This window comes from Streptomyces sp. NPDC002701 (assembly GCF_042889045.1).
GTDB lineage: Bacteria > Actinomycetota > Actinomycetes > Streptomycetales > Streptomycetaceae > Streptomyces.
This window is the reverse complement of the sequence record NZ_JBIAQL010000012.1, coordinates 22499-46977: the sequence shown is the minus strand read 5'-3', so window position 1 is coordinate 46977 and position 24479 is coordinate 22499. Positions and strand designations below refer to the sequence as shown.

Sequence of the window (24479 nt, the reverse complement as noted above, 5' to 3'; positions counted from 1 at the left end):
GTGTCATCGGTAACCGGCGGGGGGAACCTTTTGGCGCCCGCAGGCATCAGGGCTCGTAGGAGAGCTGCGGGACGTCGTGGCACTCGCTGTCCATGTCCCCCTGGCTCACCCAGCCCCGGGCGTCCTCCCAGCGGGCCACCGACAGGCACGTCCTGCGCGTCCTGGGCGGCTCGGGCAGGCGCTCGAACCGGACCGGCAGCAGCAGACCGTCGGCGGTGTACGGCCCGCCCTCGGCCATGAACCGGTCGACGCACGCGCGCGTGACGCCCTCCTCGGCGCAGGACCTGGCCGCGTCCGTGAACCACATCGCGGCGGCCCAGCCCTCCACCTGCCACTGGGAGCGCGTCCCGAGGTCCTTCGTGCCGTCGCGGAACTCCCGTACGGCGTCGTGGTCCGTGTCCTCGTAGTTGCGGCTCGCGCCCGTCGCCCACAGGGTGTTGCGGCAGCGCGGCGCGTCCTTGTAGTCCTCGCGGACGGTGGACGTCCAGTTCTGGACGTTGGTGACCTTGGCGAGGACCTCGGCGCCGACGTCGTCCATCGCCTCGCACAACTGCGCGTTGCCGTACGTGTCGATGGCGTCGAAGACCAGGTCGGCGCCCTGCTTCTTCAGGTCGGCCGCCGCCGCACGGAAGTTGGGCAGCGCGAAGTCGACCTGCTCGGTGACGACCTCGTACCCCTCGGCCTTCAGGCCCCGGGCGACGAGCCGTGCGTACGCGGCCGACGCGGACTGGTTGTACGAGACGACGGCGGCCGTGCGGGCGCCGTGCTCCCGCGCGAAGTAGCGGTAGATCTCGGTGCCGCCGTACAGCCTGCCGTCCCAGCCCGGCTTCCCGTTCCGCGGGGCGAGGCTGCCGTAGATCCCGTAGAGGTGCGGATACGTGTCGTAGGCCGCGCCGATGGGCTGTCCGCCGATGTCGGGCACGCGCGCGCGTGCCACCCGTGGGGCCCCCGCGTAGTCGAGGGCGGTCGTGGCGACGAGGGCCACCACCTCGTCCTCGTCGACGAGGCGGTGCACGCACTCGTTGTTGCCGACGCCGCTGCCGCCGTCGTCGCACGTACGGACCTCGACCCTGCGTCCGTCGATGCCGCCGCGCGCGTTCAGGACGTCGAAGTAGGCTTGCGCGCCGTCCCGCGGACCGGTGAAGGTGTCACCGCCGACCGGACTCGTGGCGCTCGTGACGACGCCCACCCGGATCGGCTCCGCGGTGGTGCGGGCGGGTGTCCGGTCCGGCCGGTCCCCGAAGTCGCTCTCCGGGAGGCGGCTGCCGCAGGCCGTGCCCAGTAGGAGCAGCAGGCCCAGGGCAGCGGATTCAGCAGCCCGGGCCCGGCGACGCATTGCCGCTCAGACCGACGAGGCCGCACAGCGTCTTGACGGACACCTTCCACGTGTCGTCCTGCTCGACCGCAGTCCCGCTGGCGTCCGGCATGACCGTGGCGCCCTTCAGGGTGAGCGTGTACGTGACGTCCGCGCCGGTCGGCGAGGTGAACGCGACCTCGTTCACCGTCGCCTCCACCTGCCCGCCGCGTTCGTCGCCGCTGAAGCTCTTCAGGACCTGGCCCATCGCGTCGCCGTTCTCCAGGACGGCCTGCTTGTCCTTCGTGGGGACCGCCGGGTCGAAGAACTTCTGCCAGTTCTCCTCGATCTCCTTCTGCGCCGCCGCCGGATCGTCCGGCGCGCTCGCGCTCGGGCTCGCGGCCGTGGTCGGCCGCTGCGCGGAGGGCGAGGGCGGATCCGTGTCGTCACCGCCGCTGTCGTCGCCGCAGGCCGTGAGGGCCACGGCGAGGACGAGAACCGCCAGCCCCCGCCCCGCACCGTGCCTGAGATCGCTCCCGAGAACCATCTGGCTCACCACCGGGTGTCGGTCCGGACCGTGTGCGCCCGGAGCTTTCAGGGTCAGCTTCCAAAGGGCATAGTGCTTGTCCATCGCCGGACTTGGAAGACAGCCGGACACATCACGTGGAGCCCCCATGCGGACTGCTCGACTGCGGAATGTGCACCCCGTCCTGTGGGCCGGGTGGGCCGCGCTCGCCGCGGGCGCGGTGCTGTGCGTCCTCGGCTGGTACGGGATCTCCGGCGAGCGGTACGCGGAACGGCAGTTGCCCTACCTCGCGTCCTGCACGGTGCCGGGCGCGGCCCTGGTCATCGCGGCCGCGGTCCTCCTCGCCCATGGCAGGAACGCCCTCGCGGCGGCCCGCGTCGAGGAGTTGTACGGGCTCCTGGTGGCGGCCGGTGACACCGAGCCCGACGGGACCGGACAGGCGGCCGCCGCGCCCGTCGCCGTCAGCGGGGACCTGCTGATGGTGCCGGGCGGCACCCTGTGGCACCGCGCGGACTGCCCGCTCGTCGCGGGGAAGCCGGACGCCCTGCCGGTGGACTCGCGGGTCCTCGCGGGCGGGGACCTCGGCCCCTGCCCGATCTGCGAACCCACCGCCTCGGACGGCCCGTCGTCCGGGGCGGCCGGCTGATGGCGTCGCTGACGTGGGACCTCACGCTCGCCGGGCTCTCCGTGGGCGGCGCGGCCGCGCTCACCGGGATCGGACTGGTCGTCACCCACCGGGCGACCGGCGTGCTCAACTTCGCGCACGGCGCCGTCGCGATGGTCTGCGCCTACCTGCTGTGCCGGCTCACCGTCGACTGGGACTGGCCGCTCGTGCTCGCCGCGCCGCTCACGCTGCTCGTGGTGGCCCCGGCGATCGGCGTGGCGCTGGAACGGTTCGTCTTCCGGCCCCTGTCCGTCCTCGGTGGCGATCCCGCGCAGACCCTCGTCGCGTCCATCGGCGTGTTCGTCCTGCTCGTCGGCGGGGCGGCCCTCCTCTGGGGTCCCGGCGCGCGCTCGGACGCGCCGACGCTCGTCCCCGCGGACCCCTGGGGACAGCTGGCGGTCACGCTCGTCCTGGCCGCCGGGGTGGGCGCGGTGATCCGCTGGACGCGCTTCGGCCGGGAGCTGCGGGCGGTCGTCGACGACCGCCCGCTCGCCGTGCTGAGCGGCGTCGACGCGGACCGGGTGGCCGCGGCGGGCTGGGCGTTCGGCTCGTTCACCGCGGGGCTGACGGGGGTGCTGCTGGCTCCGTACGTACGCCTGGACCCGTACGGCATGCCGTTGCTGGTGATGGAGGTGGTGGCGGTCGCGGTGGCCGCCCGGATGCGCAGTCTGCCGGTGGCCGTGGTGGTGGCCCTGGGCATCGGGATCGCGCAGAGCCAGCTCACCCGGCTGCATCCGGAGGGGCGACTGGAACCGCTCGTCCAGGCGGTGGGCGCCAATCTCTTCGTGGTCGCGCTGCTGGTGGCCGCCCTGGTACTGCCCGGGACCGGTCACCGTGACGTACTGCCGCGCACGGCGACGGCCCGGGTGGCCACCCCGCCGGGCGCGTGGATCGTCGCCGTGGTCCTCTTCCTGCTGCCGCTGGGCTTCGCGGGCTCCGACCTGCACACGTCCGTCCAGGTGCCGGCCCTCGGCGTCGTCCTCCTGTCCCTGGTCGTCGTGACGGGCCGCGGCGGGCAGATCTCGCTGGGGCAGGCCGCGTACGCCGGTCTGGGCGCGCTCTTCACGGCGCTGCTGTCGGCGGGGCGCTTCCCGGGGCTGCCCGAGCTGCCGGAGCTGGCCGCACTCCTGGTGGCGGTGCTGCTGGTGGCGCCGCTGGGACTGCTGACCGGCTGGCCCGCCATCCGCCGGCACGGCCTCGCCCTCGCGCTGGCCACCTTCGCGGTGGGCGTCGGCGTCAGCCGCTTCGTCTTCGCCCAGCCGTACGCGACGTCGGGCCTGGCCCTGGGGCGCCCGGCCGGGTTCGAGGGCGACCGCGCGTACTACGTGCTCGAACTGGCGCTGCTCGCGGTCGCGTTGCCGGCCGCCCACGCGCTGCGCCGGGGCCGTACGGGCCGGGCGCTGGCCGCGATGCGGGACCACGAGGCGGGCGCCTCGGCGGCGGGTGTCCGTGTTCCGGCGCTGAAGCTGACGGCGTTCGTGGCGGGCGCCGCCCTCGCCGCGCTGGGCGGCGGCATGCTCGGCATGGGCGTACGCGCCTTCGACCCGGCCGCGTACGACCCGGTGCGCGGGCTGTTGTGGTTCGCCGCGATCGTGGTGCTCGGCGCCGACAGCGTCCTGGGCGCACTGCTCGCGGCGGCCCTGCTGGTCGGCCTGGACGCGGGCACCCGGGGCGGGGTCGCGGCGGCCGTCATAGGAGTCCTCGCGGTCCTCGTGGGCCGCTTCCCCGGCGGCTCGTACGAGGCCGTGCGGCGGGCGGCCGGCCGTCTGCGGCCACGCCGAAAGCCAGCACTGACCCCACTCGGCGCCCGCGCGGCACAAAGACTGCGGACGCCTATCCGAGACGCACCCACGCCCCGGCCGACCGCCACGACCGGAGCGGCAGGGACGGCAGGGACGGCAGGGACGGCAGGGACGCCGTCCCGGCCGGACCCGGCGCGTCTGCGCGCCGACGGGCGTCCGCCGGTGGCCCGGCCGGTGCCACCGCCCGCGCCGGACGAGACCGGGGTGCCGCGGGCATCCGACGCCCCGGGGCCGAGCACCCCCGGCCGGGCCACTCCCCCCGACCCGCCGCCCCCAGTGCCCGGCGGAAGGGACGCCGCAGACCACGACGGCGGCGATACGGCGGTCGCTCGCCCAGGTGCGCGGGACCGCGTTCCCGCGGCGGCACCCAGCCGCCCCCGGGCCGCTCGCGCCGCCGTCGGGCGGCCCGTGCTGCGGGCCCGTGCGCTGCGCGTCGCGTACGGCGGGTTCACCGTCCTGGACGGGGTCGACCTGGAGGTCCCGCCGGGGCGGATCACCGCGGTCGTCGGGCCGAACGGGGCCGGGAAGAGCACGCTCTTCCACTGTCTCGCCGGAACCGTGCGGCCGGCCTCGGGCCGGGTCGCGTTCGGGGAGCGGGACATCACCCGGCTGCCCGCCCACGCACGGACCCGGCTCGGCATCGCCCGCACGTTCCAGCAACTGGCCGTCTTCCCGACCCTGACCGTGGCCGAGAACGTGCGCGTGGGCGCCGAGCAGGGCCGGGCCGTGGACGCGGGCGCCACGGAGCGCGCCCTGCGGCTGCTCGGGCTCGACGGGGCCGTACGGGCGCTCCCGGCGGCGGACCTGCCCACCGGCACCCTGCGGCGGGTCGAACTCGCCCGGGCCCTCGCGGGAGGTCCCCGGGTGCTGCTGCTCGACGAGCCGGCGGCCGGCCTCGACACGGGCGAGGTGACCGCGCTGGCCCGCCTGTTGCGGGCGTTGGCCGCCGACGGCACCGCCCTCCTCGTCGTCGAGCACGACCTCGACCTGGTGGCCGGCCTCGCCGACACCGTGCACGTCATGGCCGCGGGCCGTGTCGTCGTCTCCGGCCCGGCGGCCCACGTACTCGACGGACTCGGCACGGTGACCGGCCGGTGAGCACCCGCCAGAACACCGCGACGCGCGGCGCCGGGATCTCGCTGCGCCACGCGCGCGTGCGCTACGGCCCGCTGGAGGCCCTGCACGGCGTCACCCTCCACGCGCCCGTCCCCGGCGTCACCGTGCTGCTCGGCCGCAACGGCTCGGGCCGTACGACCGCGCTGCGCGCCCTCGCCGGGACCGTGGCCCTGTCCCACGGCGCCGTGGTCTGGGACGGCACCGACGTCACGCGCCTGCCCGCGTACGAACGGGCCCGCCGGGGACTGTGCCTCGTCCCGGACCGCCGTGCGGTCTTCGCCTCGCTGACCGTCCGCGAGAACCTCGAACTCGCGGCCCGCGGCGGACCCTTCACGTCCGCCCTCCACGCCTACCCCCAGCTGGAGGCCCTGCTGCCCCGAAGGGCGGGCACGCTCTCCGGTGGCGAGCAGCGCATGCTCGCCCTCTCCCGCCCCCTGCTATCACGCGCGCGCGTGATCCTGGTCGACGAGCCCGCGCAGGGCATGTCCCCGACGGTCGCGGCCCGCACCTACGAGGTGCTGAGCGGCCTCGGCGCCGGCGTGATCGTCGCCGAACAGCGGCTGCCGCCCGGCCTGCGCTCCCGGACGACGATCGTGTACGAACTCCGTCGCGGCGCGGTCGTGTCCGCCGGCGAGGCGACACGGACGCGGGTCCCGCCGCCCTGAACGACGCCGGGCCGAGCCGGGGAAGGACCCGCCTAGAACATTTCTGTCCTGCGGACACCGCCTAGGGGGTGGCGGGCACCGGCAGGGTCGAGAAGAGCGGCGGTGCCGACGGGGGCGAGGGTGCCGGCCGGGTCGGGAGGACCGGCGCGTCCCGGGGAGCGGCGGGCACCGGCGGAGCCGAGACGCCGGGCAGGGCGAGAGACGGGGAGGGGACCTGGGGAGCCGAGTCGTCCGGCACGTCCGAGGGGGCGGAGGCCGACGGGCTCGTGGAGGGTGCCGCCGTCGGGGCCGGGGACGCGGACGGGGCTGCCGGATCAGCCGGCGGGGCGGAGGGGGTCGGCGGACTCGTCGAGGGGCTCGGCTCCGGGCGGCCGGGCGCGGGCGAGGGCGCGGACCCGTTCCCCTGCTGCGGCTCGGGCGGCCGGCCCGGGCCCGCCCCCTTCGGCAGCCGCAGGACCGTGCCGACGTGCAGGCGGTCGGGATGGCGCCCGACCGCCTGCCGGTTGAGCTTGTAGAGCGCTTGCCAGCCGCCCCGGACGCGGTACCGCCGTGCGATCGACGAGAGGCTCTCCCCCGCTCGCACGACGTGGGCCCGGCCCTCGAGCCGGTACCTCTTGGAGCAGGCGGGCCACGCCTTCCAGCCCTGGGCGCGCAGCACCTTCTCGGCGACCTTGATCTGCTCGTCCCGGGTGGCCAGGTCCGCTCGCGGCGCGTACGCCAGGCCGCCGTACGCCCGCCAGGTGGGCTGGTGGAACTGCAGCCCTCCGTAGAAGCCGTTCCCGGTGTTCGCGTTCCAGCGGCCGCCGCTCTCGCACTTCGCGAGACAGCCCCACGGCCACCGGTCCTTCGCACAGCCGTACGCCCCCTGCCCGGCCGCCGGGACGGAGGCCGGAGGCGGTGCCGCCGCGGTCACCTGCGAGGGGACCAGCAGGGCCAGGACGGCGACGACGACAGCCGGATACCGCGTGCGCTTGATCGACATCGGGCCACGCTAGGCGGGCCGCGGCGGCGTCCGGACGAGCCGCGCGGCCGGCCGATGGGGCCCCACCCGGTCGGCGGACCCGGTGGGGCCCCGTGCCGCGTCAGAGGTTCAGCCGCTGTCCGGGGACGATGACGTCGGGGTTGCCGCCGATGACGGCCCGGTTGGCGGCGTGGAGTCGCTGCCAGGTGGTCCCGTACCGCGCCGCGATGCCGCTCAGCGTCTCACCGCCGCGGACGATGTGGTCGCCACGGGACGAGCCGCGGCCGGTGTGGCCCGCCTCCCGGGCCGGTGCCTTCGCCGGCTTCGACGGGGCGGCTTCGGTGGCGCCGCCCGGCGGGGCCGCCGCGGGAGCGCTGCCGGACGCGCCCGCGCGGGCCGAGCAGGTGGGCCAGGCCCTCCATCCCTGCGCGCGCTGCACCTTGGCGGCGACAGCGATCTGCTGCGCCCTGGAGGCCCTGTCGGCGGTGGACGCGTAGGCCGAACCGCCGTACGCGCGCCAGGTGCCGGCGGAGAACTGGAGTCCTCCGTAGTAGCCGTTCCCGGTGTTGATGTGCCGGTTGCCGCCGCTCTCGCACTGGGCGATGCGGTCCCACACCCCGCTGTCCGCCGCTGCGGCGTCGCCGTTCGCGGCGACCAGTCCGAGCGGGGCGAGCAGTGCCGCCCCGGCGAGAACCGCGGTCGTACGAGCCTTACGGGTGTTGTCGGCACATTCGGACATGTATGACCCTCTCGAAGGACCCGGGGTCCCCCAAGGCGGTGCGGGGTTCGCGCGTTCGACGCGGTGAGAGCCGAGGGGTCCGTCATCAACCAACTCCTCGTCATTCCAGGCCAGTTTGCCGTTACCGTGGGTATCGCCGAATATGAGCCACCCACTTCATTCGTTGATTTCCTGATTTGTCGACCATTCACCCCGCTGATCCGTGACTCGCCTCACGCCATCAACTTCCTTGGAAATGAAAGGAGTTGGCGTGGAGCGACAGATTCCGCCGCCGGGTTCACCCTGTGCGCAGGATGGTTCGATTCCGTTCGCTCCGGGGCGTGACTCCCGCCACAGATCCTCCGTTGTCTTCTTCATGAGCCGGGAACCCATCCGGTTCACGGACCGGGAGCCCCCGGCCACAACACGCACCGCATCCCGAGGAGCCCCCCGTGCCGCGCATGCTCGACGTCAGCGACGACGTACGCGCCGAGATCGGCGACGAAGAAGCCGACCGGCTGCTCGCCGGAGAGAACGCCCCGGGCAGTTACGACTGCACCTCCTGCCGCACCCAGGGCGACTCCGAACAGGAGCGCACCAGCACCGTGCTGTTCATCGGCGACGAGACCGCCGTACTCGCGTTCGCCCACGCCACCTGCCTGCCCTCGCAGGTCGTCCAGGTGACCGAGGAGCAGCTGCAGGGCGCCGCCCGGTCCATCACCGGGGGCGAGCGCCCCGCCGAGGCCCTGCCCGAGCAGGCCGTCCTCGGCGTCACCAGCGGGCTCGTCCTGCTCGGCGGCGAACTGCATCCCGCGCTCGTCGTCGAGCCCACCGCGCGCATCGCCCGGCCGGGCACGGCGGGCGCCGGCGGCGACGACTTCCTGCCGCTCCTCATCGAGCAGGGCTTCATGCCGCTCAGCACGCTCACGGAGGTCCCGCCCGTGCTGCACGGCTGGTCCGTGCTGCTCGCGATGGGCCAGCTGCACGCCGTCCTGCAGCCCGGCGCCGACGGCAATTCGCCCGTCGCCTGGTGGCAGGCGCACCAGCCGCTCCAGGTCACCGACAGCTGGCGGGCGGCCGCCAACAAGCACCAGCAGGTGCTGCTGTTCGCGGCCCCGGTGGGCTCCATCGGCCGGCAGCCCCGCGAGGACCTGCTGCGCGACGCCCTCGACAAGGCCGCGGCGGGCGGCCGGCTGGTGGCGAGCGCGATGCCCCTCGCCGGTACCTGAGCGGGGGCGGCCCCGGCCGCCGCGGACGCCGGGCGCACTCCTGTGACCTGCGAAAGCGGCCGGCCGGCCGCATCCGAAGCGCCACGGTGTCGTTGGCACATACGTGCACACCTACGACACCCCCCGCCGCCCTCCCTACACGTCCCCGATCCCGGCCATGCGCCCGGCCCAGGACAGCATGGGCAGCTCTTCGGCCACCCCGATCTACGACGCGCTCTACGCGGAGTACCTCAGGACCTTCCGGGCACTGCCGGGCGACCGCAGCGGCGAGGAGGAGTTCGGCCTCGCGCTGCTCGGCGGCAGCTCGTACAGCTCGGGCACCTACACCCCGACCGTGTACGGCATGCGGCACGTCGGCGGGCAGCACCCGACGGGGCACCCGGCCGCGCACGAGAACCAGCCGGTCACCTCCGTCTGGCAGCCGGTGGCCCGGCAGTACGCCACGGGCCTGACCCCGGCGGCGCTGCCGCCGGGCCCGCGCAGGGAACGCTGAGCCGACACCGAACGGGAGAGGGCCCCTGCTCGACGCAGGGGCCCTCTCCCGTGTTCCGCGGTGGAGCTTCGTGCGGCTACTTCTTCTTGCCGCGCTTCTCGCGCACCCGCACCGAGATGTGGATCGGGGTCCCCTCGAAGCCGAACTCCTCACGCAGCCGGCGCTCCACGAAGCGGCGGTAGCCGTGCTCGATGAAGCCCGAGGAGAAGAGCACGAAGCGCGGCGGCCTGGTGCCCGCCTGGGTGCCGAAGAGGATGCGCGGCTGCTTGCCGCCGCGGATCGGGTGCGGGTGCGCGGCGACCAGCTCGCCCAGGAAGGCGTTCAGGCGGCCCGTCGGGACACGCGCCTCCCAGCCCGCGAGCGCGGCCTCGATCGCCGGGACCAGCTTCTCCATGTGCCGGCCCGTACGCGCGGACACGTTGACCCGCGGCGCCCACGCCACCTGGAGGAGCTCGGTCTCGATCTCCCGCTCCAGGTAGTAGCGGCGCTCCTCGTCGAGGGTGTCCCACTTGTTGAAGGCGAGGACGATCGCGCGGCCCGCCTCGACGGCCATCGTCACGATGCGCTGGTCCTGGACGCTGATGTTCTCGCTGGCGTCCAGCAGGATGACTGCGACCTCCGCCTTCTCGACGGCGGCGGCGGTGCGCAGCGAGGCGTAGTAGTCGGCGCCCTGCTGGAGGTGGACGCGCTTGCGGATACCGGCCGTGTCGACGAACTTCCACGTCACGCCGCCGAGCTCGATGAGCTCGTCGACCGGGTCGCGGGTGGTGCCGGCGACCTCGTTGACGACCACGCGGTCCTCGCCCGCCACCTTGTTCAGGAGCGAGGACTTGCCGACGTTCGGGCGGCCGATGAGCGCGATACGGCGGGGGCCGCCGATCGCGGTGCCGAAGGTCTGCGCCGGCGCCTCGGGCAGCGCCTCCAGGACGGCGTCCAGCATGTCGCCGGTGCCGCGGCCGTGCAGCGCGGAGACGGGGTGCGGCTCGCCGAGGCCCAGCGACCAGAGGTACGAGGCGTCGGCCTCGCCGCTCAGGCCGTCGACCTTGTTGGCGCACAGGACGACGGGCTTGCCGGCCTTGCGCAGCAGCCGGACGACCGCCTCGTCGGTGTCGGTGGCGCCGACCTTGGCGTCGACGACGAAGACGACCGCGTCGGCCGCCTCGATCGCGAACTCCGCCTGCGCGGCCACGGACGCGTCGATACCGAGGACGTCCTGCTCCCAGCCGCCGGTGTCGACGAGCTTGAAGCGGCGGCCCGCCCACTCGGCCTCGTAGGTGACGCGGTCGCGGGTGACGCCCGGCTTGTCCTCGACGACGGCCTCGCGGCGGCCGATGATGCGGTTCACCAGGGTCGATTTGCCGACATTCGGGCGGCCGACCACGGCGAGGACGGGGAGCGGGCCGTGACCGGCCTCGCCGATCGCGCCCTCGATGTCCTCGGCGTCGAAGCCCTCTTCCGCGGCGAGCTCCATGAACTCCGCGTACTCGGCAGAGCCAAGTGCCCCGTGCTCGTGCTCCGAGCCGTCGGGCTGGATCTGGTCGTTCATGAAGTCCGTACCTCGTTCATCGTGGTGATCGGTGGAACCGCCCGTACCGGGTGATCCACTACTCAAGTGTCGCGCAGTTGTCGCTCAGCGTCCGGTGAGACGCCTGGCGTTCTCCAGGTGCGTGGTGAGCTGCTTCTGGATGCGTACGGTGGCCTCGTCGAGCGCCTTGCGCGTACGCCGTCCGCTGCCGTCGCCCGCCTGGAAGGGGTCGCCGAAGACGACGTCGACCCGGCTCCGCAGCGGAGGCAGCCCCTTTATCAACCGTCCTTGCCGCTCCGTGCTTCCCAGGACGGCGATCGGCACGACCGGCGCCCCGGAGCGGACGGCGAAGTAGGTGAGCCCGGCGCGCAGTGAGGCGAAGTCCCCCTCGCCGCGGGTGCCCTCCGGGAAGATCCCTAGGACGCCGCCGGCCGCCAGCACGTCCAGGGCCTGCGTGATGGCCGTACGGTCGGCGATCGAGCGGTCCACCTTCACCTGACCGGTGGCGTGCATGAAGGAGGCGATCGGACCGATCCACGCCTCCTTCTTGACCAGGAAGTGCGACGCCCGGGGCGCCACGCCGATGACCATCGGGCCGTCGAGGACGTGGGAGTGGTTGGGGGCGAAGATCACCGGGCCGGTCGCGGGAACCCTCCAGGCGCCCAGGACGCGCGGCTTCCACAGCCCGTACATCAGGCCGACACCGATGCGGCGCCCGACCTCGGCGCCCCGCTCCGAAGGTGCTGTCACTTCGCGGCCCGCTTCTCCTCGACGAGGGTGACGACGCACTCGATGACCTGCTGGAGGGTGAGGTCGGAGGTGTCCACCTCGACCGCGTCGTCCGCCTTCGCGAGCGGCGAGGTCTTGCGGGTGGAGTCGGCCACGTCCCGCTTGATCAGGGCCTCGCGGGTGGCGTCGACGTCGGCGCCCTTGATCTCACCGCTGCGGCGGGCGGCGCGGGCCTCCGGCGAGGCGGTGAGGAAGATCTTCAGGTCGGCGTCGGGGAGCACGGTCGTGCCGATGTCCCGGCCCTCGACGACGATGCCCTGCCCGGCCGCCGAGGCGATCGAGCGCTGCAGCTCGGTGATCCGGGCCCGGACCTCGGGGACGGCGCTGACCGCGCTGACCTTCGAGGTGACCTCCTGGGTGCGGATGGGGCCGGCGACGTCCGTGCCGTCGACCGTGATGGACGGCGCCGCGGGATCCGTACCGGACACGATGTCGGGCTTGCCGGCCGCGTCCGCGATGGAGAGGGGGTCGGTGATGTCGATGCCGTTGTTCACCATCCACCAGGTGATCGCCCGGTACTGGGCGCCCGTGTCCAGGTAGCTGAGGCCGAGCTGGGCGGCGACGGCCTTGGAGGTGCTCGACTTGCCCGTGCCGGAGGGACCGTCGATGGCGACGATCACGGCCGGGGCGGTCCGGGCGGTGGTGGATTCCACGGGTGCGGACACCTTCCTGGTGCGGGGTGCTGAGCTGGTTCGGGCACGATCGCGCCCCGAACAAGGTTACTGGCTCCGCGGACCCCGTCTTACGGCCCCCGCGACGCCTCGTCCACGGCCCCCGCCGCACCCCCGCCGGACGCGACGCCCTACTGCCGGACCGCCCAGCCCCGCTCCCGCAGCGCCGCCGTCAGCACCGGGGCCGCGCTCGGCTTCACCAGCAGCTCCATCAGGCCGACCTGCTGACCCGTGGCGTGCTCGATCCTGACGTCCTCGATGTTGACGCCCGCGCGGCCCGCGTCGGCGAAGATGCGGGCGAGCTGGCCCGGCTGGTCGTCGATGAGGACGACGACGCTCTCGTACACGGTGGGCGCGGTGCCGTGCTTGCCGGGGACGCGGACCTGGCCGGCGTTGCCGCGGCGCAGGACGTCCTCGATGCCGGTGGTGCCCGCCCGGCGCTTGGCCTCGTCCGAGGACTGGAGGGCGCGCAGGGCCTGCACGGTCTCGTCGAGGTCGGCGGAGACGTCCGCGAGGAGGTCGGCGACGGGGCCCGGGTTCGCGGAGAGGATGTCGATCCACATCCGGGGATCGGACGCGGCGATCCGGGTCACGTCACGGATGCCCTGGCCACAGAGGCGTACGGCCGCCTCCTCGGCGTTCTCCAGGCGCGCGGCGACCATGCTGGACACCAGGTGCGGCATGTGCGAGACGAGCGCGACCGCCCGGTCGTGGGCGTCGGCGTCCATCACCACCGGCACCGCCCGGCAGTGCGAGACGAGCTCCAGCGCGAGGTTGAGCACCTCGGTGTCCGTGTCCCGGGTCGGCGTCAGCACCCAGGGGCGCCCCTCGAAGAGGTCCCCCGTGGCGGCCAGGGGCCCCGACTTCTCGCGGCCCGACATCGGGTGCGATCCGATGTACGCGGACAGGTCGAGACCCAGCGACTCCAGCTCGCGGCGCGGCCCGCCCTTGACGCTGGCCACGTCGAGGTACCCGCGCGCGACCCCGGCCCGCATCGCGGCGGCGAGCGCCCCGGCCACGTGCGCGGGCGGCGCCGCGACGATCGCCAGGTCGACGGGCCCCGAGGGCTCCTCGACCGTGCCGGCCCCGAGCGCGGCCGCCGTACGGGCCTGCTCCGGGTCGTGGTCGGTGAGGTGCACGTCGACGCCCCGCCCGGCCAGGGCCAGCGCGGCCGACGTCCCGATGAGGCCGGTGCCGACGACGAGTGCGCTTCTCACTGGGCGATGTCCTTGCGCAACGCGCCCGCGGCGCCCAGGTAGACGTGCGTGATGTCGGCACGCGCCAGGTCGGACTCGATGTGCGCGAGGACCCGTACGACCCGGGGCATCGCCCCCTCGATGTCCAGCTCCTGCGCGCAGATCAGCGGCACGTCGACGATGCCGAGCTTGCGCGCCGCGGCCGCCGGGAAGTCGCTGTGCAGGTCGGGTGTCGCCGTGAACCAGATGCTGATCAGGTCGTCGGCGGTCAGCCCGTTCCGCTCCAGGACGGCGGTGAGCAGCTCGCTGACCTGCTCGTCCATGTGTCCGGCTTCGTCCCGCTCCAGTTGGACGGCGCCCCGGACCGCTCGTACCGCCACGGTGATGCTCCTTGCTGATGTACGTGTCTGCTGTGGTCCGGCCAGCCTAGTCAGCCGCCGGCCGCCCGACGCGCGCCGCCCGCCTGCCGAGACGGCCACCCGGGGGGGCAGGGGCGGGGGCAGACCCCGGGGGGGCGGATTCGTCCTGGGCGTCCCACGAAGTGGCTCCCGTACGCCTCTGGACGCCGGGCAGCGGGTCCGCTTGCATGGTGAGGCTGTCCGCGCCACGCCTCGGGGGAGGCCCGATGAAGCGTTCCGGACCACTGTTCACGCTCCTGGCGGGGCTGCTGCTCGCCGTGTTCATGCTGTCGCTCAACGCGACGACGGGAACGCGCAGCACGTCGGCCGGGAGCGGCACGCCGGCCGATGCCGTGTCGGCGAGCCCGGCGCCCTCGAAGACACCCACGGAATCCGCCACGAAGGCCCCCGCGGCGACGGCCACGCCGGACAGGCCGCCACCGTCGTCCGGCCGGCCGTCGCCCGCCGTGCCGAACGGCGACTACGCGGGCCGTACCGACGACGACTCCTCCGCGGTCGCGGTGACCGTGCGCGACGGCAGGGCGGTCGCGTACTTCTGCGACGGCCGGGACCAGGAGTCGTGGCTGAAGGGTGACGTCGAGGCCGACGGCACCATGCGCCTCACGAACAAGAAGGGCCAGGTCCTCACCGGCGAGCTGAGCGGCAGACGGATCCGCGGCGGCGTCGACATGGGACAGCGGACCTACGGCTTCACCGCCGACAGGTCCCTCGAACCGTCCGGGCTGTACCGCGCCACCGACACGGTGGACGGCACCGAGGTCGACGCCGGCTGGATCGTGCTCCAGGACGGCGACCAGGTCGGCATCCTCAGGCGCGACGGCGAGGCCGCCCCCGCGCCCCGTATCGACCCGCGCAGCGGCGCCGTGACGGTCGACGGGCAGCAGCTCACCGCACGCCCCGTGACGCCGTGACCTCGACGCCGTGCCCCCGCCCCCCGTAGCTCCCTGGAATTCCGGATCCCTGGATCCGTACCCCCCAGCTCCGCAGCCCGCCCGCTCTTCGTTCCGCCCCTTGCCCCATCAGCGCGTGACCGCAGGGAGCCGACCATGACCGTCGACCCGAACGCCGCCACCCAGAGCTTCCCCCCGCCCGGCCCCGCCGCCTCCCGCGGCCCCGGAGCCGTCGGCTACCTCGTACCCGCACTGGCCGCCGGCGCGGTCGCCGTCGGCCTCGGCGTCTACGGAAACGTGCACGACCCCGAGGGCACCGCCTTCAACCTGGCGGGCTTCAACAGCACGAGCGCGGTGAAGTCGTGGATGGCCACCGCGGCGATGGGCTTCGCGGTCGTCCAGCTCGTCTCGGCGCTCATGCTGTACGGACGTCTGCCGGGCCCGAGCTGGTCCGGCGTACTGCACCGCTGGTCGGGCAGGATCGCCTTCCTGGTGGCGGTCCCCGTGGCCGTGCACTGCCTGTACGCGCTGGGCTACCAGACCTACGAACCGCGCGTCCTGTGGCACTCGCTCCTGGGCTGCTTCTTCTTCGGCGCGTTCAGCGCCAAGATGCTGCTGCTGCGCGCGGAACGGCTGCCCGGCTGGCTGCTCCCCGTCGTCGGAGGGCTCGTCCTCTCCGCCCTCACGGTGATCTGGCTGACCTCCGCCCTCTGGTTCTTCCGCACCTTCGGAGTGACGACATGACCGGTCCCCCGGCGCGGCGGCGCACGGTGCTCGCGACGGGCGCGATGAGCGCGCTGCTCCTGGGCTGCAGCGAGTACGGCGACGAGAACGACGGGGGCGGGGGCGGGGCACCCGGCGGCAAGGAGCTCACAGGGACCGCTGACGTGCCGGTCGGCGGCGGCAAGGTCTTCAAGGACGAGAAGGTCGTCGTCACCCAGCCGGAGAAGGGTGACTTCAAAGCCTTCTCCGCGGTCTGCACCCATGCGGGCTGCGTCGTCGCCAGGGTCTCGGACGGCACGATCGACTGCACGTGCCACGGCAGCAGGTTCCGCGTCGCCGACGGCTCGGTGGCCGGCGGCCCGGCGCCGAAACCCCTCCCGGCGAGGCGGATCACGGTCGAGGGCGACTCGATCAGCCTCGCCTGACCTCCCGACCCCTGCAGCCTGATCCGGCTATCCGCCCCGGCCGCCCGAACCACCTCACTCGGCCAGTCGGCCCCTCAGGCGTCCCAGAGCGCGCCGAACGCCATCAGGTCGCCCTGGTACTCGATCCTGTCGGCCCACTCCGCGGGCCAGGCGTCGGAACCGAGGTACGCCCCCGCGAAGGCACCGGCCAGACAAGCGATCGAGTCCGAGTCCCCGGAGGTGCAGGCGGCCCGGCGCAGGGCCGTCACCGGCTCCTCCACGAAGAGCAGGAAGCACAGCAGGCCGGTGGCGAGGGCCTCCTCGGCGATCCACCCGGCGCCGGTGGCCAGGCATGGATCGGTCTCGGGCGACGGCGAGCGCAGCGCCCGCCGCAGCCGCTCCAGAACCTCCAGGCACTCGTCCCAGCCCCGCGCGATGAAGTGCGCCGGCGACGGGTCCTGGGCGCGGGTCCACAGATCGCCGAGCCAGCGCTCGTGGTAGCGCGTCCGGTTCTCGTACGCGTACGACCGCAGCCGGCCGACCAGCCCCGTCGGTTCGGCGCCCTGCGCGAGCAGCCGTACCGCGTGCGCGGTGAGGTCGGAGGCGGCCAGCGCCGTCGGGTGACCGTGGGTGAGAGCGGCCTGCAACTGGGCGGCGCCGGCGCGCTGTTCGTCGCTGAGCCCCGGGGCGAGACCGATGGGCGTGACGCGCATGTTGGCGCCGCAGCCCTTCGACCCCACCTGGCTGGCGTCCTGCCAGGCCCGGTCCTCGCGCTTCAGCGCTTCGCAGGCGACGAGGCAGGTCCGGCCGGGCGCGCGGTTGTTGTCCGGCGACTGGTACCAGTCCACGAACTCCTCCCGCACGGGCCGCTCCATGCGCTCGGGCCCGAGCAATCCCCGGTCCATGGCCGTCCGCAGCCCCCGCGCCAGCGCCAGGGTCATCTGCGTGTCGTCCGTGACGAAGGCGGGGTCCGGCAGCTCCATCTCCCGCCAGGGTCCGCACTTGGCGAGGATCGACGGCACGTCGTCGAACTCGGTCGGGAAGCCGAGCGCGTCCCCGAGGGCGAGCCCGACCAACGCGCCGGTGGCGGCCTGCTTCCTTACGGTCGTGGTCATGGGGTTCGTCCTTCCGCAGACGAAGTCGAAGGCGATGGCGATGGCATAGGCGAAGTCGAGGACGAGGTCGCGGCCGACGTTGCGGACGAGCTCGAAGGCGCTGCCGAGGACGGTGGCGCGGGCACCGGCACGGGCCGCAGCAGCGGTGGGTGCAGCGCCGTGGCGGCCCCCGCCCGGTACAGCGCGGCGGGCTTCCCCCGGCCCCCCGTCAGCCGCGCCCCGCCCGGCACCGGTTCGACGAAGCCGTCCGTCGCGAGGACTTTGCGCCGGAAGTTCGGGCGGTCGATCGTCGTCCCCCACACCGTCTCGTAGACCTGCTGCAGCTCCCCGAGCGTGAACTCGGGCGGGCAGAACGCCGTGGCGAGGCAGCTGTACTCGAGTTTGGCGCCGACCCGTTCGTGGGCGTCGGCGAGGATCAGGTCGTGGTCGAAGGCGAGCGGGCCGAGTCCGTCGTACGGCAGCCAGCGCGCGCTCGCCGCGTCCCCGCCACCGCGCGGTTCGGGAGCGTCCGGGAGCAGTGCGGTGTACGCGACGGAGACCACCCGCATCCGGGGGTCGCGGTCCGGCTCGCTGTACGTGCGCAACTGCTCCAGGTGCAGCCCGGAGACGTCCGACAGGCCGGTCTCCTCGGCGAGTTCGCGCCGTGCGGCCGTCCCGGCGGACTCCCGGGGCAGGACGAACCCGCCGGGCAGTGCCCAGCGGCCGGCGTACGGTTCCTGCCCCCGCTCGATCAGCAGCGCGTGCAGTACACCCGCCCGGACCGTGAACACCGCGAGGTCGACGGTGACGGCGAAGGGCTCGAAGGCGTGCTTGTCGTAGCCCTCCACGGCTCCCCCTGTGTGCTGTCGACGGCTCGGAAGCCGTCGGCACCCCGCCGGGCGGGAGCCGCGGACCGGGACCACCCCCGTGGGCCCTGCTCCATCGGCCGCGCCCGGCAGGGGCGCTCCTTAATGGTCAGTACGACTATAAAGAGCGTATCCGGCGCCCACAACCCCCGAACACACATCGGCCGGCCCCGGGAGGATCCGGAACCGGCCGATGCCGTACTGCTCTGCTGCCGTGCTGCCGTGCTGCCGTATTGAAGCGGCGGCGAGGCGGCGGCGCTACTAGAGGCCGACCTCCGCCATCAGCATCCCGACCTCGGTGTTGGACAGGCGGCGCAGCCAGCCCGACTTCTGGTCGCCGAGGGTGATCGGCCCGAAGGAGACCCGCACGAGCTTGTCGACGGGGAAGCCGGCCTCGGCGAGCATGCGCCGCACGATGTGCTTGCGGCCCTCGTGCAGCGTCACCTCGACGAGGTAGTTTTTGCCGGTCTGCTCGACGACCCTGAAGTGGTCCGCCTTCGCGTACCCGTCCTCCAGCTGGATGCCGTCCTTGAGCTGCTTGCCCAGGTCGCGGGGGATCGGACCCACGATGTGCGCGAGGTAGACCTTCTTCACGCCGTACTTGGGGTGGGTCAGGCGGTGTGCCAGTTCACCGTGGTTGGTGAGCAGGATGACGCCCTCGGTCTCGGTGTCGAGCCGGCCGACGTGGAAGAGCCGCGTCTCGCGGTTCGTCACGTAGTCGCCGAGGCACTGCCGGCCCTCCGTGTCCTCCATGGTCGACACGACACCGGCGGGCTTGTTGAGCGAGAAGAACTGGTACGACTGCGTGGCCACGGTCAGCCCGTCGACCTTGATCTCGTCGTGCTCCGGGTCGACGCGCATGCCCTGCTCCACGACGATCTCGCCGTTGACCTCGACCCGGGACTGCTCGACCAGTTCCTCGCAGGCGCGCCGCGAACCGTAACCCGCGCGCGCGAGCACCTTCTGCAGGCGCTCGCCCTCCTGCTCGGCGCCCGGGAAGGTCTTGGGCGTCTTCACCTCGGGCCGGCCCGCGTACCGGTCCCTGTTGCGCTCCTCGGTACGCGTCTCGTACTCACGCGAGCGCGCGTTCTCCGTCCGGCCGCCGCGCGGCCGGCCCTGCTTCGGGCCGCCCTTGGCGCCGCCGCGGGCCGCGTTGCCGCGCCCCGACTTCGCCCCCTCGTGGGTGGCGCCGGGGCCCACGTCGTAGCGGCGCTCCTCGGGGCGGGGCTTGCCGGGACGCTTCGGCCTGTCGTCGCGACCTGCCGCGCTGTTCGACTGGGAGCTGCCGCCCCCGGTCCCCCGGGAGCCTCCCCCGGCTCCGCGGGAGTTCCCGCCCGCGCCGGAGCCGCGGGGGTTGCCGCCTCCGCCGCCGGAGCCGCGGGGGTTACCGCCCCCACCGGTTCCGCGGGGGTTGCCGCTCCCACCGCTGTTCCTGCCACTGCCGCTGCCACTGCTTCGCATCAAAGTTCCGTCGTCGTCGTGTCGTCTGCATCTGCGTCCGGCGCATCCGGATCGAACGACGGGACCCCTTCCAGCGTCTCTGCCTCGATCGCGTCCGCCTCCGGGAGGAAGGGCGCGAGCTCCGGGAGCTCGTCCAGGCCACGCAGGCCCATTCGCTCCAGGAAGTAGTTCGTCGTCCTGTACAGGATCGCACCTGTTTCGGGTTCCGCGCCCGCCTCCTGGACCAGACCCCTCTGAAGGAGGGTGCGCATCACTCCGTCACAGTTCACTCCGCGGACCGCCGAGACCCTGGATCTGCTGACCGGCTGCCGGTACGCGACCACCGCCAGCGTCTCCAGCGCCGCCTGGGTGAGACGGGCCTGCTGGCCGTCCAGGACGAACCGCTCGACGGCCGCCGCGTACCCGGGTCTGCTGTAGAACCGCCAGCCGCCCGCGACCATCCGCAGCTCGAAGCCCCGCCCCTGGACGGTGTACTCGTCGGCCAGCGCGCGCAGCGCGTCCGCGACCTGCCGCCTGGGCCGCTCCAGGATCTTCGCGAGATGGTCCTCGGTCGCGGGCTCGTCCACGACCATGAGGACGGCCTCCAGCGCGGGCTTCAGGTCGAGGTCCGCGACCGCGTGCGGGCCCGGCGGGGCCCCGGTGGTGTCCTCGCTCACACCTTCTCCTCCTTCACCGGGTCCGGCGGCCTGTCGAACTCGTCCGTCACCGTCGGCTGCGCATCCCCCTCCCCGCCCGTCCAGCGCACCACCAGGTCCCCCAGAGCCTCCTCCTGGCCCAGGGAGACCGCCTTCTCCCGGTAGAGCTCCAGAAGGGCCAGGAAACGCGCCACGACCGTGAGGGTGTCGTCGGTGTCCTCGACCAGGACGCGGAAACTGGCCTCGCCGACCTCCCGGAGGCGCGCCACGACGATCGCCGCCTGCTCCTGCACGCTCACGAGCGGCGCGTGGATGTGGTCGACGTACACCTGCGGCTTCGGCTTCGGCTGCATCGCCTTCACGGCGAGCGCGGCGAAACCTTCCGCCCCGATGCTGATGACGACCTCGGGGAGCAGTGCGGCGTGGTGCGCCTCCAGCCCGACGGTACGGGGGTAGCGGCGCGCCTCCTCGTCGAGGCGGCGGTTGAAGATGTCGGCGATCTGTTTGTACGCGCGGTACTGCAGCAGCCGGGCGAAGAGCAGGTCACGGGCTTCCAGCAGGGCCAGGTCCGCCTCGTCCTCGACCTCGGCGGAGGGCAGCAGCCGGGCGGCCTTCAGATCGAGCAGTGTCGCGGCGACGACCAGGAACTCGGTCGTCTGGTCGAGGTCCCAGTCCGGCCCCATCGCCCGGATGTGCGCCATGAACTCGTCGGTGACCCTGGACAGCGCCACCTCGGTGACGTCCAGCTTGTGCTTGGAGATCAGCTGGAGCAGCAGGTCGAAGGGGCCCTCGAAGTTCACGAGCCGGACCTTGAAGACCCCGTCCCCGGGTTCGCCGGCCGCCACGGCACCCGGCTCGGGCTCCACCGCCGGCTCGGGCTCCGCCGGAAGCGCGGGTGACGCCGGTGCCGCCACGGGCGACCCGGGCTCCTCCTCGGGCGGCAACACCCCGGCCGGGGGTTCGGCCCCGGGCCCCCGCCCCAGCGCACGCCGCCGTCCCCCGGACCCGCCGGAGGCAGAGGCAGCACCAGAAACAGGGACGTCGTTCGAGGTCATAGCCGTCGCAGGCTACCGCTACCGCCCGCGCAACCGTCGTACGAGGATGCTCGCGTCCCCACGGGATTCGAGATCCGCCAGAACCACCGCGACGGCCTCCCGCACGATCCGCCCCCGGTCGACCGCGAGCCCGTGCTCCCCGCGGAGCACCAGCCGGGCGTGCTCGAGGTCCATGAGCTCCTCGGCCGACACGTACACCGTGATCTTCTCGTCGTGGCGTTCCCGCCCGCTGGGCCGCCGCCCGGGCGCCCGCCCGCGCTTGCGGGGCTGCGCCCCGGCGGGCCCGGCAGAACCTTCCTGCGGCCCCTGACGTCGCCCGGAGCGGTCCGCCGTGGCGGCGCCCCGGCTGCGGGACTCCCCGTCGGCGGAGCCGGCGTCGGCGGCGACGTGTTCGTCGCCCTCGCCGTCCCCGCCCCGCACGGGCACCGACTGCGGCGCGTCCTCCCCGGCGGCCGCGTCGCTCTCGCCCGCCGGAGCCGGCACCCGCGCCTCACCGTTGGCCGGCCGCCGCGGGCTGGAGGACTGAAGTGCCATCCCCCCGGTCGTACGGAACAGTTCGTCGGCCCCCGGCAGACTCACTCGGCGTGACACCGGGCGAGCACCTCCCTGGCGAGCTGACGGTAGGCGGCGGCACCGACGGAGTTGGAGGCGTACGTCGTGATCGGCTCTCCGGCGACCGTGGTCTCCGGGAAGCGGACGGTCCGGCCGATCACCGTGTGGTAGACGTGATCGTCGAACGCCTCGACCACGCGCGCGAGCACCTCACGGCTGTGCACGGTCCGCGAGTCGTACATCGTGGCGAGGATGCCGTCGAGCTCCAGCTCGGGGTTGAGCCGCTCCTGGACCTTCTCGATGGTCTCGGTGAGCAGCGCGACCCCGCGCAGCGCGAAGAACTCGCACTCCAGAGGCACTATCACCTTGTGGGCGGCCGTCAGCGCGTTCACGGTGAGCAGGCCGAGCGAGGGCTGACAGTCGATCACGATGTAGTCGTAGTCGGCCATCAGCGGCTTCAGGGCGCGCTGCAGCGTGGACTCGCGGGCGACCTCGCTCACCAGCTGGACCTCGGCGGCGGACAGGTCGATGTTGCTGGGCAGCAGGTCCATGTTCGGGACCGCCGTCTTCAGGAGCACCTCGTCGGCCGCCATGCCCCGCTCCATGAGCAGGTTGTAGACCGTGAGGTCGAGCTCCATCGGGTTGACGCCGAGGCCCACGGACAGGGCGCCCTGCGGGTCGAAGTCGACGAGCAGGACCCGGCGTCCGTACTCCGCGAGCGCGGCACCCAGGTTGATGGTCGACGTCGTCTTGCCGACGCCGCCCTTCTGGTTGCACATCGCGATGATCTTCGCGGGGCCGTGGTCGGTCAGCGGGCCCGGGATCGGGAAGTACGGGAGCGGGCGCCCGGTCGGGCCGATGCGCTCGCGCCGCTGGCGCGCCGCGTCGGGCGCGAGCGTGGCCGCGTACTCCGGATCGGGCTCGTACTCGGCGTCGGGGTCGTAGAAGTGCCCTTCGGGCAGGTCGTCGTAGTCGGCGAAGTGGGTGCGGTTCTCGCCACTTCCGTTGCCGGCCATGGCGTTCACGTGATGGCCATCCATGCTCTGGTGTGCGGACTGAGCCGTCCGCGAAGGGTGGTGACTCTGGTGGGCTGCGAAGGTGCGCACAGCGACGGAGCCGACAGCCTCGAGCCCCGTGGGCGTTGACCCTCGCGCAGGCATTCCTGGTTGACCACCCCCGGGAGTAAATGTCGACTCATTCACAAGTCGTCTTACCTCCTTGGTGACCAGGAAATTTCTAGATAGGTCAGCGTGGCACCATGCCGACGGTTGGCGACTCTATGGCGTGTCACCGCTCCGCAGCAACACAATCCGCCGGACCCGGCCCGATGTGTCGGCAACGGAACACCCCGCTGTCAAGGGCGTAAGGGCGTCGCACGGCAGGTTTCAGGGGTGTGCGAAACGGTCCAAGGGTTACGTTCGAGGCGAGTTGACCGAGTCTCGCAAAGTGACCCGACACACATCCGGCCGGGCCCTGTGGAACAAGGTCCGGCCGTACGTGCGATGTTGACGACCTGTGTTGACCTGTCGCCTTTTGCCGAGCGTGGGGTCCGCCCGAGCCGGGACGAACCGGGCGGAAACTCAGCCGATCAGGGTCTCCAGCTCGGTGTGCCCCAGGCCGTGGGCCTCCGCGACCTCGCGGTAGACCACTTTGCCGTCATGGGTGTTGAGGCCCCTGGCGAGCGCGGCGTCACGGCGCAGCGCCTCGACCCAGCCACGGTTCGCGAGTTCCACGATGTACGGCAGCGTCGCGTTGGTGAGCGCGTACGTCGACGTGTTGGGCACGGCGCCCGGCATGTTGGCGACGCAGTAGAAGACCGAGTTGTGGACCGGGAAGGTCGGCTCCGCGTGGGTGGTCGCACGCGAGTCCTCGAAGCAGCCGCCCTGGTCGATCGCGATGTCGACAAGCACACTTCCGGGCTTCATCCGCGAGACGAGTTCGTTGGTGACCAGCTTCGGGGCCTTGGCGCCGGGAATGAGCACGGCACCGATCACGAGGTCCGCCTCGAGACATGCCTTCTCCAGCTCGAAGGCGTTCGACACGACGGTCTGGATCTTCGTGCCGAAGATCTTGTCGGCTTCCTTGAGCTTGTTGATGTCACGGTCGAGCAGGGTCACGTGGAAGCCCATGCCGATGGCGATCTGCGCGGCGTTCCAGCCGGAGACCCCGCCGCCGATGACCACCGCCCGGGCGGCCAGCACGCCCGGGACGCCGCCGGGCAGGACACCGCGGCCGCCGTTGGCGCGCATCAGGTGGTAGGCGCCGACCTGCGGGGCGAGCCGGCCCGCGACCTCGGACATCGGGGCCAGCAGCGGCAGCGCGCGGCCGGGCAGCTCGACCGTCTCGTAGGCGATCGCCGTGGTGCCGGACTCCAGGAGTGCGTCCGTGCACTCCTTGGACGCGGCCAGGTGCAGGTAGGTGAAGAGCGTCTGGTCCTTGCGGAGGCGGTGGTACTCCTCGGCGATGGGCTCCTTGACCTTCAGCAGCAGGTCGGCGGCGGCCCAGACCTCGTCGGCGGTGGCGAGGATCCGCGCCCCGGCGGCGACGAACTCGTCGTCCGTGATCGAGGAGCCGACGCCGGCGTCCTGCTCGATGAGGACCTGGTGGCCGTGGCGCACCAGCTCGTGCACGCCGGCGGGGGTGATGGCCACCCGGAACTCGTTGTTCTTGACCTCGCGGGGGATGCCGACCTTCACGTCGATCACGGTTCCTTGGCTCAGATGGGGATGCA

Annotated in this window: 25 protein-coding genes; 8 read left to right on the top strand and 17 right to left on the bottom strand. The window is 73.1% G+C overall.

Annotated elements, in window-relative coordinates; translation table 11 throughout:
* Positions 1 to 46: 46 nt before the first annotated feature.
* Both ACFYXC_RS27490 and ACFYXC_RS27485 read right to left on the bottom strand, forming a co-directional pair.
* Entirely contained in the window at positions 47 to 1336 is a 1290-nt protein-coding gene (locus tag ACFYXC_RS27490) for an ABC transporter substrate-binding protein (protein ID WP_388914078.1), read from the bottom strand.
* The gene (locus tag ACFYXC_RS27485; protein WP_389554477.1) at positions 1311 to 1841 is read right to left on the bottom strand and encodes a hypothetical protein; all 531 of its coding nucleotides are present in this window, start codon (positions 1839 to 1841) and stop codon (positions 1311 to 1313) included. The genes ACFYXC_RS27490 and ACFYXC_RS27485 overlap by 26 nt, the downstream gene beginning before the upstream one ends.
* 127 nt (positions 1842 to 1968) lie before the next feature.
* On the opposite strand from ACFYXC_RS27485, the gene ACFYXC_RS27480 reads away from it, so the two are divergent.
* From ACFYXC_RS27480 to ACFYXC_RS27470, 3 genes are read left to right on the top strand one after another with little or no spacing between them, the layout of a single operon-like run.
* Positions 1969 to 2466: a hypothetical protein gene (locus ACFYXC_RS27480; protein WP_388914081.1), complete on the top strand. Its 498-nt coding sequence runs from the start codon at positions 1969 to 1971 to the stop codon at positions 2464 to 2466.
* Positions 2466 to 5384 (top strand): ATP-binding cassette domain-containing protein, encoded by a 2919-nt coding sequence (locus tag ACFYXC_RS27475; RefSeq protein WP_389554476.1) that lies wholly within the window; start codon positions 2466 to 2468, stop codon positions 5382 to 5384. The genes ACFYXC_RS27480 and ACFYXC_RS27475 overlap by 1 nt, the downstream gene beginning before the upstream one ends.
* Positions 5381 to 6067, top strand: a complete 687-nt coding sequence (locus tag ACFYXC_RS27470; protein ID WP_389554474.1) for an ATP-binding cassette domain-containing protein — start codon at positions 5381 to 5383, stop codon at positions 6065 to 6067. The genes ACFYXC_RS27475 and ACFYXC_RS27470 overlap by 4 nt, the downstream gene beginning before the upstream one ends.
* 61 nt (positions 6068 to 6128) lie before the next feature.
* Here ACFYXC_RS27470 and ACFYXC_RS27465 read toward each other — a convergent pair whose 3' ends face one another.
* Together ACFYXC_RS27465 and ACFYXC_RS27460 are read right to left on the bottom strand one after the other, a co-directional pair.
* Positions 6129 to 7049 carry a transglycosylase family protein gene (locus ACFYXC_RS27465; protein ID WP_389554472.1) on the bottom strand — a complete coding sequence of 307 codons (921 nt, stop codon included), beginning with the start codon at positions 7047 to 7049 and terminating at the stop codon, positions 6129 to 6131.
* A 100-nt stretch (positions 7050 to 7149) separates the two neighbouring features.
* Complete coding sequence (locus ACFYXC_RS27460) at positions 7150 to 7767, bottom strand: transglycosylase family protein (protein ID WP_389554470.1); 618 nt, start codon at positions 7765 to 7767, stop codon at positions 7150 to 7152.
* 431 nt (positions 7768 to 8198) lie between these two features.
* Between ACFYXC_RS27460 and ACFYXC_RS27455 the strand changes: the two genes are divergently transcribed.
* Both ACFYXC_RS27455 and ACFYXC_RS27450 read left to right on the top strand, forming a co-directional pair.
* Positions 8199 to 8975 carry a hypothetical protein gene (locus ACFYXC_RS27455; protein ID WP_388914091.1) on the top strand — a complete coding sequence of 259 codons (777 nt, stop codon included), beginning with the start codon at positions 8199 to 8201 and terminating at the stop codon, positions 8973 to 8975.
* A gap of 178 nt (positions 8976 to 9153) precedes the next feature.
* A complete protein-coding gene (locus ACFYXC_RS27450; RefSeq protein WP_389554467.1) occupies positions 9154 to 9468 on the top strand; it encodes a hypothetical protein in 315 nt (104 codons plus the stop codon).
* 76 nt (positions 9469 to 9544) lie between these two features.
* Here the strand turns inward: ACFYXC_RS27450 and der are convergent, their stop codons facing one another.
* From der to aroH, 5 genes are all read right to left on the bottom strand, one after another.
* The gene (gene der / locus ACFYXC_RS27445) at positions 9545 to 11014 is read right to left on the bottom strand and encodes a ribosome biogenesis GTPase Der (protein WP_388914097.1); all 1470 of its coding nucleotides are present in this window, start codon (positions 11012 to 11014) and stop codon (positions 9545 to 9547) included.
* 84 nt (positions 11015 to 11098) lie between these two features.
* Complete coding sequence (locus tag ACFYXC_RS27440) at positions 11099 to 11686, bottom strand: lysophospholipid acyltransferase family protein (RefSeq protein ID WP_389554637.1); 588 nt, start codon at positions 11684 to 11686, stop codon at positions 11099 to 11101.
* A gap of 53 nt (positions 11687 to 11739) precedes the next feature.
* Entirely contained in the window at positions 11740 to 12435 is a 696-nt protein-coding gene (gene cmk, locus ACFYXC_RS27435) for a (d)CMP kinase (RefSeq protein WP_388914100.1), read from the bottom strand.
* 149 nt (positions 12436 to 12584) lie between these two features.
* Positions 12585 to 13670 carry a prephenate dehydrogenase gene (locus ACFYXC_RS27430; RefSeq protein ID WP_389554465.1) on the bottom strand — a complete coding sequence of 362 codons (1086 nt, stop codon included), beginning with the start codon at positions 13668 to 13670 and terminating at the stop codon, positions 12585 to 12587.
* The gene (gene aroH / locus ACFYXC_RS27425) at positions 13667 to 14029 is read right to left on the bottom strand and encodes a chorismate mutase (RefSeq protein WP_388914106.1); all 363 of its coding nucleotides are present in this window, start codon (positions 14027 to 14029) and stop codon (positions 13667 to 13669) included. Before aroH ends, ACFYXC_RS27430 begins: the two co-directional genes overlap by 4 nt.
* Positions 14030 to 14274: 245 nt before the next feature.
* Between aroH and ACFYXC_RS27420 the strand changes: the two genes are divergently transcribed.
* From ACFYXC_RS27420 to ACFYXC_RS27410, 3 genes are all read left to right on the top strand, one after another.
* On the top strand, positions 14275 to 14979 hold the full coding sequence (locus tag ACFYXC_RS27420) for a hypothetical protein (RefSeq protein WP_389554463.1): 705 nt from the start codon (positions 14275 to 14277) through the stop codon (positions 14977 to 14979).
* A 135-nt stretch (positions 14980 to 15114) separates the two neighbouring features.
* The gene (locus tag ACFYXC_RS27415; RefSeq protein WP_389554462.1) at positions 15115 to 15702 is read left to right on the top strand and encodes a DUF6529 family protein; all 588 of its coding nucleotides are present in this window, start codon (positions 15115 to 15117) and stop codon (positions 15700 to 15702) included.
* Complete coding sequence (locus ACFYXC_RS27410; RefSeq protein ID WP_389554460.1) at positions 15699 to 16106, top strand: Rieske (2Fe-2S) protein; 408 nt, start codon at positions 15699 to 15701, stop codon at positions 16104 to 16106. The genes ACFYXC_RS27415 and ACFYXC_RS27410 overlap by 4 nt, the downstream gene beginning before the upstream one ends.
* Before the next feature lie 74 nt (positions 16107 to 16180).
* Here ACFYXC_RS27410 and ACFYXC_RS27405 read toward each other — a convergent pair whose 3' ends face one another.
* From ACFYXC_RS27405 to ald, 8 genes are all read right to left on the bottom strand, one after another.
* On the bottom strand, positions 16181 to 17200 hold the full coding sequence (locus ACFYXC_RS27405; protein WP_389554459.1) for an ADP-ribosylglycohydrolase family protein: 1020 nt from the start codon (positions 17198 to 17200) through the stop codon (positions 16181 to 16183).
* On the bottom strand, positions 17197 to 18027 hold the full coding sequence (locus ACFYXC_RS27400) for an NUDIX domain-containing protein (RefSeq protein WP_389554457.1): 831 nt from the start codon (positions 18025 to 18027) through the stop codon (positions 17197 to 17199). Before ACFYXC_RS27400 ends, ACFYXC_RS27405 begins: the two co-directional genes overlap by 4 nt.
* A gap of 279 nt (positions 18028 to 18306) precedes the next feature.
* A complete protein-coding gene (locus tag ACFYXC_RS27395; protein ID WP_388914121.1) occupies positions 18307 to 19506 on the bottom strand; it encodes a pseudouridine synthase in 1200 nt (399 codons plus the stop codon).
* Positions 19506 to 20162, bottom strand: coding sequence for an SMC-Scp complex subunit ScpB (gene scpB, locus ACFYXC_RS27390; RefSeq protein WP_388914123.1), 657 nt, complete (start codon positions 20160 to 20162; stop codon positions 19506 to 19508). Before scpB ends, ACFYXC_RS27395 begins: the two co-directional genes overlap by 1 nt.
* On the bottom strand, positions 20159 to 21196 hold the full coding sequence (locus ACFYXC_RS27385) for a segregation and condensation protein A (RefSeq protein ID WP_389554455.1): 1038 nt from the start codon (positions 21194 to 21196) through the stop codon (positions 20159 to 20161). The genes scpB and ACFYXC_RS27385 overlap by 4 nt, the downstream gene beginning before the upstream one ends.
* A gap of 18 nt (positions 21197 to 21214) precedes the next feature.
* Positions 21215 to 21787: a hypothetical protein gene (locus ACFYXC_RS27380; RefSeq protein WP_388914129.1), complete on the bottom strand. Its 573-nt coding sequence runs from the start codon at positions 21785 to 21787 to the stop codon at positions 21215 to 21217.
* Positions 21772 to 22908 carry a ParA family protein gene (locus ACFYXC_RS27375; protein ID WP_388914132.1) on the bottom strand — a complete coding sequence of 379 codons (1137 nt, stop codon included), beginning with the start codon at positions 22906 to 22908 and terminating at the stop codon, positions 21772 to 21774. The genes ACFYXC_RS27380 and ACFYXC_RS27375 overlap by 16 nt, the downstream gene beginning before the upstream one ends.
* Before the next feature lie 420 nt (positions 22909 to 23328).
* The gene (gene ald, locus ACFYXC_RS27370; RefSeq protein WP_388914135.1) at positions 23329 to 24453 is read right to left on the bottom strand and encodes an alanine dehydrogenase; all 1125 of its coding nucleotides are present in this window, start codon (positions 24451 to 24453) and stop codon (positions 23329 to 23331) included.
* Positions 24454 to 24479: the final 26 nt, after the last annotated feature.